Source organism: Cellulomonas sp. A375-1 (assembly GCF_001040865.1).
In the GTDB taxonomy this organism is placed as follows: Bacteria; Actinomycetota; Actinomycetes; order Actinomycetales; family Cellulomonadaceae; genus Cellulomonas; species Cellulomonas gelida.
The window spans coordinates 40,561-46,122 of the sequence record NZ_LFKW01000156.1 but is presented as its reverse complement, the minus strand read 5'-3'; the positions used below and the strand labels follow the sequence as shown (position 1 = coordinate 46,122).

At 73.2% G+C, this 5,562-nt stretch carries 6 protein-coding genes and 1 pseudogene; 3 read left to right on the top strand and 4 right to left on the bottom strand.

All coding sequences use genetic code 11. The features are described from left to right. Together CWIS_RS19680 and pknB are read left to right on the top strand one after the other, a co-directional pair. A pseudogene (locus CWIS_RS19680) lies at positions 1–575 on the top strand (hypothetical protein); the annotation flags it as partial. Further along, the gene (pknB, locus tag CWIS_RS17205) at positions 575–2,584 is read left to right on the top strand and encodes a Stk1 family PASTA domain-containing Ser/Thr kinase (RefSeq protein ID WP_048344570.1); all 2,010 of its coding nucleotides are present in this window, start codon (positions 575–577) and stop codon (positions 2,582–2,584) included. The pseudogene CWIS_RS19680 and the gene pknB, both read left to right, overlap by 1 nt. A 105-nt stretch (positions 2,585–2,689) precedes the next feature. On the opposite strand, the gene CWIS_RS17200 is transcribed toward pknB, so the two are convergent. Genes CWIS_RS17200 through CWIS_RS17185 form a run of 4 tightly spaced genes read right to left on the bottom strand, consistent with a single transcriptional unit; the run spans position 2,690 to position 5,160 of the window. Next, positions 2,690–3,313, bottom strand: a complete 624-nt coding sequence (locus CWIS_RS17200; RefSeq protein ID WP_048344569.1) for an aminodeoxychorismate/anthranilate synthase component II — start codon at positions 3,311–3,313, stop codon at positions 2,690–2,692. After that, positions 3,313–3,471: a hypothetical protein gene (locus tag CWIS_RS19135; RefSeq protein ID WP_048344582.1), complete on the bottom strand. Its 159-nt coding sequence runs from the start codon at positions 3,469–3,471 to the stop codon at positions 3,313–3,315. The genes CWIS_RS17200 and CWIS_RS19135 overlap by 1 nt, the downstream gene beginning before the upstream one ends. A 55-nt stretch (positions 3,472–3,526) precedes the next feature. Beyond that, positions 3,527–4,318 carry a class E sortase gene (locus tag CWIS_RS17190; protein WP_048344568.1) on the bottom strand — a complete coding sequence of 264 codons (792 nt, stop codon included), beginning with the start codon at positions 4,316–4,318 and terminating at the stop codon, positions 3,527–3,529. Continuing rightward, a complete protein-coding gene (locus CWIS_RS17185; protein WP_048344567.1) occupies positions 4,315–5,160 on the bottom strand; it encodes a DUF881 domain-containing protein in 846 nt (281 codons plus the stop codon). Before CWIS_RS17185 ends, CWIS_RS17190 begins: the two co-directional genes overlap by 4 nt. Before the next feature lie 210 nt (positions 5,161–5,370). On the opposite strand from CWIS_RS17185, the gene CWIS_RS19675 reads away from it, so the two are divergent. Then, positions 5,371–5,562 (top strand): cell division protein CrgA (locus CWIS_RS19675; protein ID WP_048344566.1); only part of this gene is annotated, 192 nt, incomplete at its 3' end.

The window sequence follows — 5,562 nt, the reverse complement described above, 5'->3', positions numbered from 1 at the left end:
CCCCGCCCAGCGGCGTGCCGATGGTCGTGACGACCCCGCCGCGGCCGGCGACGCGCGCGCTGCCCCCGACGCCCGTGGGCGTGCCACCCGGCACCCCGCCGCCACCCCCGCCCTCGTCGTCGCCCTCGCCGTCGGAGCCGCCCACCGGCGCCCGGCCGGGCGCAGCGTCAGCGGACACGGGGACGGCGGGCAGGAGCTCCGGCGGCACTCCCCCGGTCCCGCCGCCGCCGTCCTACCCGCCGCGCCGCAACCTGCGGCCGGACTCCGCGCCGCCGCGCGTCCCGCGCTCGACGAGCTCGGGACGCCTGCCCCTGCAGGGTTCCGGTCCGCAGCTCGGCCGGTTCGGCCGGGTGGGCTGGCCCCTGCTCGCGCTCATCCTGCTGATCGGTGCGCTGCTCGGTGCCGGGCTCGCCGGACAGCTCATGAAGGCGGACGGTGCTCCCGAGCAGAGCCCCCTCGCCCGTATCGTGACCTGGACGTCCGTCGGAGCGGCCCCCTCAGGTGGGATGATCGGCCCGGACGTCAGCCCTGCACGCGACAGCCAGGGACCCCAGACGGAAGTGAAGGACGCCTAGTGGTGGACAGCGGACCCCGCATCCTCGCCGGTCGGTACGAGGTCGGTGAGCTCATCGGCCGCGGCGGCATGGCCGAGGTGCACATCGGGCACGACACCCGGCTGGGCCGGACCGTCGCGATCAAGATCCTGCGCTCGGACCTCGCACGTGACCCGTCGTTCCAGAACCGGTTCCGGCGCGAGGCGCAGGCCGCCGCGGCACTGAACCACCCGGCGATCGTGGCGGTGTACGACACCGGCGAGGACGTCTTCACCGAGCCCACGGGCGTCGTGGCGCACGTGCCGTTCATCGTCATGGAGTACGTCGAGGGCCACACCGTGCGGGACATCCTGCGCGACGGCCACGCCGTGCCCATCGAGGAGGCCGTCGAGATCACGATCGGCGTGCTCTCGGCGCTCGAGTACTCCCACCTCGCGGGCATCGTGCACCGCGACATCAAGCCCGCGAACGTGATGCTCACGCCCACGGGCGCGGTCAAGGTCATGGACTTCGGCATCGCGCGGGCCGTCGCGGACTCCGCGGCGACCATGACCGCGACGCAGGCCGTGATCGGCACCGCGCAGTACCTGTCGCCCGAGCAGGCACGCGGCGAGTCCGTCGACGCCCGCTCCGACCTGTACTCCACGGGCTGCCTGCTGTTCGAGCTGCTCACCGGCCGGCCGCCCTTCACGGGCGACTCGCTCGTCTCGGTGGCCTACCAGCACGTGCGCGAGGCCGCGCCGGTCCCGAGCTCGATCGCGTCCGACGTGCCCGAGGCGCTCGACCGCATCACGATGAAGGCGCTCACCAAGGACCGCGACCACCGCTACTCGAACGCGGCCGAGTTCCGGTCCGACCTCGAGGCCGTGCTGCGCGGCGGTGCCGTGGGCGCCCCGCCCGTGGGCACCGCGGTCGTCGCGGCGGTCCCGGCCGCCGAGGCGACGCAGGTCATGGCCCCCGCCGCGGCCGCGACCCAGGCCTTCCCGCCCGCGACGCCGTGGGGCACGACGGGTCTGTCGACCGTCGCCACCACGCCGCCCGACGACGAGGACGAGAACAAGCGTCCCTGGCTCATCTGGGTGCTCGTCGCGATCGCCGTGCTCGCGGTCGCGGGCATCGTCGCGCTGCTCGTCGCGAACTCCGGCGACAAGACACCCGAGCAGGTCGCGGTCCCGAAGCTCGTCGGGCTCACGGAGGACGACGCGAAGGCGGCGATCGTCGCGGCCGACCTGGTGGTCGGCAAGCGCACCACGGAGCCGTCCGACGCGCCGCAGGGCGAGGTCATCAGCTCGAACCCCGCCGAGGCCACGATGGTCGACCCCGAGACGCCGGTCGACTACGTGCTGTCCTCGGGTCCGGACTCCGTCGAGATCGAGGACGTCTCGGGACGCACCGAGTCCCAGGCCGAGCAGACGCTCGAGGGCCAGGGCCTCAAGGTCAACGGGGACCGCCAGGAGGACAACAACCCGAACTTCCCGAAGGGGCAGGTCACCAAGACCGACCCCGCCGCGGGCGAGACGGTCGACGCGGGCTCCACGGTGACGCTGTACGTCTCGACGGGCAACGTCGAGCTGCCGGACCTCGTGGGCAAGACCCAGGAGGAGGCGCTCGACACGCTCGCCAGCCTCAAGCTCGTCTCGTCGGTCCGTGAGGTCACCACGACCGAGAAGGACCCGGGGACGGTGCTGAGCCAGGACCGCCAGGCGGGTCTCGTGTCGCAGGGCACGCGCGTGACGATCGAGGTCGCGATCGCTCCGAAGACCGCGACGGTCCCCGACCTCAAGGGCATGACCTACTCCGAGGCCGTCCAGGCGCTCGCCGCGCTCGGCCTGACGAACGTCCAGAAGCAGGAGGAGGACTCCCAGGAGGAGAAGGACCGCGTGCTGTGGACGGACCCGAACAAGGGTTCCGAGGTGGAGCTCGACCAGCTCATCGTCATCCACGTCTCACGCGGCCCGCAGCAGCCCCCGAACCCGCCGGACCCGGGCCAGACCCAGTCGCCGGACCCGGGCGGCAACGACCAGGGCTGACCAGCCCCCTCCCACACGACGACCCCGCGTCTGCTCCGGCTCTGAGCGTTCAGAGCCGGAGCAGGTGCGGGGTCGCTGCTGTGTGTGGCCCGGGGCTGGGTGGTGTCAGAGGCGGACGAGAGGGTGCAGGCCCGCCGAGCGGGCGACCGCCTCGTCGTCGCCGCACGCCTGCAGCCAGTTGGCGAGCAGCCGGTGACCACCCTCGGTGAGCACGGACTCGGGGTGGAACTGCACGCCGTACAGCGGCAGGGTCCGGTGCTGCAGGCCCATGATCACGTCGCCCGTGCGGGCGGTCACGACGAGCTCGTCGGACACCGTGCCGGAGACCACCGCGAGCGAGTGGTAGCGCGTCGCGGTGAACGGCGAGGGCAGGTCCTCGAGCACCCCCTGGCCGTCGTGCTCGACCGGGCTGGTCTTGCCGTGCATGAGCTCGGGCGCGTGCGTGACGGTCCCGCCGAAGACCTCGCCGAGCGCCTGATGACCCAGGCAGACCCCGAGCATCGGGGTGCCGGTCGCGGCGCAGTCGCGGATGACGTCCATGCTCGCGCCGGCCTCGGCGGGCGTCCCCGGTCCGGGCGAGACGAGCACGCCGTCGAACTCGGCCCGCTCGGCGAGCGGGGGGACGGCGTCGTTGCGCACGACGACGGTCTCGGCACCGAGCTGGTTGAGGTAACCCACGATCGTGTAGACGAACGAGTCGTAGTTGTCGATCACGAGGATCCGGGTCATCACTCACCCACCGTGGTGTCGTTGAAGGGCATGAAGGGCGCGACCGCGGGGAACACCCAGGTGAAGCACACCGCGAGCACGGCGGCCACCAGGACCGCGACGAGCACCACGCGCACGGCCACCGGGCCGGGCAGGTGCCGCCAGAGCCACCCGTACATCATCGCCTCCCGCGGTCGTCGCGCCGAGGTGTTTCCCCGGGGCCGACGAGCGTCCTCATGATGCGCCCTCGAGCAGCTCGGCCGGGGTGCCGTCCGCGACGGGTGCCCAGTAGTCGAGCTTTGCGTGCACGATGAACCGCTCGCGCGCCGAGAACATCGGGTGACACGTGGTCAGCGTGAGGTACCGCTCGGTGGGGGACTCGCCGGGCTTGCCCGGCACGGGGGCGATGACCTCGGTCTGCCACGGCTTGACGACCTGCGACGACGTCACGCGGTACACGTACCAGGTGTTCGTCCCGGGCCCCCCGTCGGCCGTCGCGGTGCGCACGACGATCGGGTCGCCGACCTCGAGCTCGGCGACCCGGTTGAACGGCTTGGCGTACGTGGTCCGGTGCCCGGCGAGGGCGACGTTCCCCACGCCGCCCGGCATCGCGGTGCCCTCGTAGTGACCGACGCCCAGCACGTCCAGGATCGTCTCGCGGTCGGTGCCCTCGCTGATCGGCCGCTCGGGCTCGCCGTCCCAGCGCGGCACCTGGATCGTCGCGAACGTGGTCGCGTGCTCGACCTCGGCCATCACGGGCGGGTCGTCGTGCCGCGGCGGCGCGACCTGCGGGCCGGTCGCCGACGGCGCCGGCGTGGGGACGGGCATGCGGGGGAGCTCGCGCACCACCTCGGCCTGCGCGCGGTTGCCCTCGACGTCCGTCCACCACAGCTGCCAGACCAGGAACGCCAGGACGAGCACGCCGAGCGTGATCAGCAGCTCGCCGACCACCCCGAGCACGCCGTAGGCCATGCGTGCGCCGCGCGACGGCCGGCGTCGTGCCGGCGCGGGTGGGGTCGTGCTCATCGGGCAGGGGGCCGGTTCGCGTCGGTGGCGCCGTCCGTCCGAGCGTCGGCCGCGGCGGCGGCGTCCGCCGCCTCGTCGTCCAGGCCAGGGAGCACCTGGGTGCCCTCGGGGACGGTCGCGTACCGCAGGTCGGTCGAGCCGGAGTACGCGTCGATCTCGAGATCGCCCTCGGACTCCACCGACCAGCCGAGCCCGACCGAAGCGGCGTCGGCGCGGTAGGCGCGCACCTGCGGCGAGTCGGCGAGCGCCTCGCGGAGCCTGTCGGGGTCGCCGATCGCGCGCACGACGTAGGGCGGCGAGTAGACCTGGCCCTGCAGGCGCAGCACGTTGCCGACGCAGCGGAACGCGCTCGTCGAGATCACGCGCTGGTCCATGAGGGACATCGCCTCGGCGCCACCCGCCCACAGGGCGTTCATCACGGCCTGGATGTCCTGCTGGTGCACGACGAGCACGTCGGGGCTGATCCCCTCGAGCCCCGGCTGGTTCTGCGGGGCGTCGTCGAGCCGGACGGTCAGGCCCGGGCCGGTCACGGGCAGCACCCCGGACTCCACGCGGAAGCCGGTCGGCGGGTCGAGCACCTGCGTGCCGGCCGAGCGCGCGGCAGCCTCGGTGAGGCCGTCGACCTCGCCGCGCAGCGCGTCGACCTCGCCCGTGAGCACCTCGACGCGCTCGACCTCGGCGACCGTGAGCTCGCGCAGGTCCTGCGGGTGCCGCTCGGCGTCGTCGGCCTCGGCGAACTTGGCGTTGGCCGCGAAGAGCGCGCCGGACAGGGCGAGCACGACGGTCACGGACGCGGTGCCGCGCGGGACGCGCCGGGACGCGCGGTGCGTGCGATCGGTCACGGCGTCCTCTCAGGTCGCGGGCCCGGTGCTGCCCTGCGGTGCGTGCGGCTGACACGCGTCGGCACGGTATTGTCGCCCACTACGCTAGGCGATGGTGCCGGTAGCCGGTCCGAGCTCGGTCCGACCGCTCGATCCGACCCCGACACCGTCCGACCATCCCCGGTGAGGCGGCCGTGCAGGCGTGGCCTCGTCGCAGAGCAGGAGATCTCGGTGCCCGAGTCGAAGTCGCGCAAGAAGGCCACGTACACCCCTCCCACGGAGAAGGCCGCGGTCAAGCCGAACCCGCGCTGGTGGGTGCCGGTGATGCTCGGACTGATGGTGCTCGGGCTCGTGTGGATCGTGACGTTCTACATCGCTCGCTCGACCAACGGCTCGGACCTGCCGCTGCCGATCGGCTCGTGG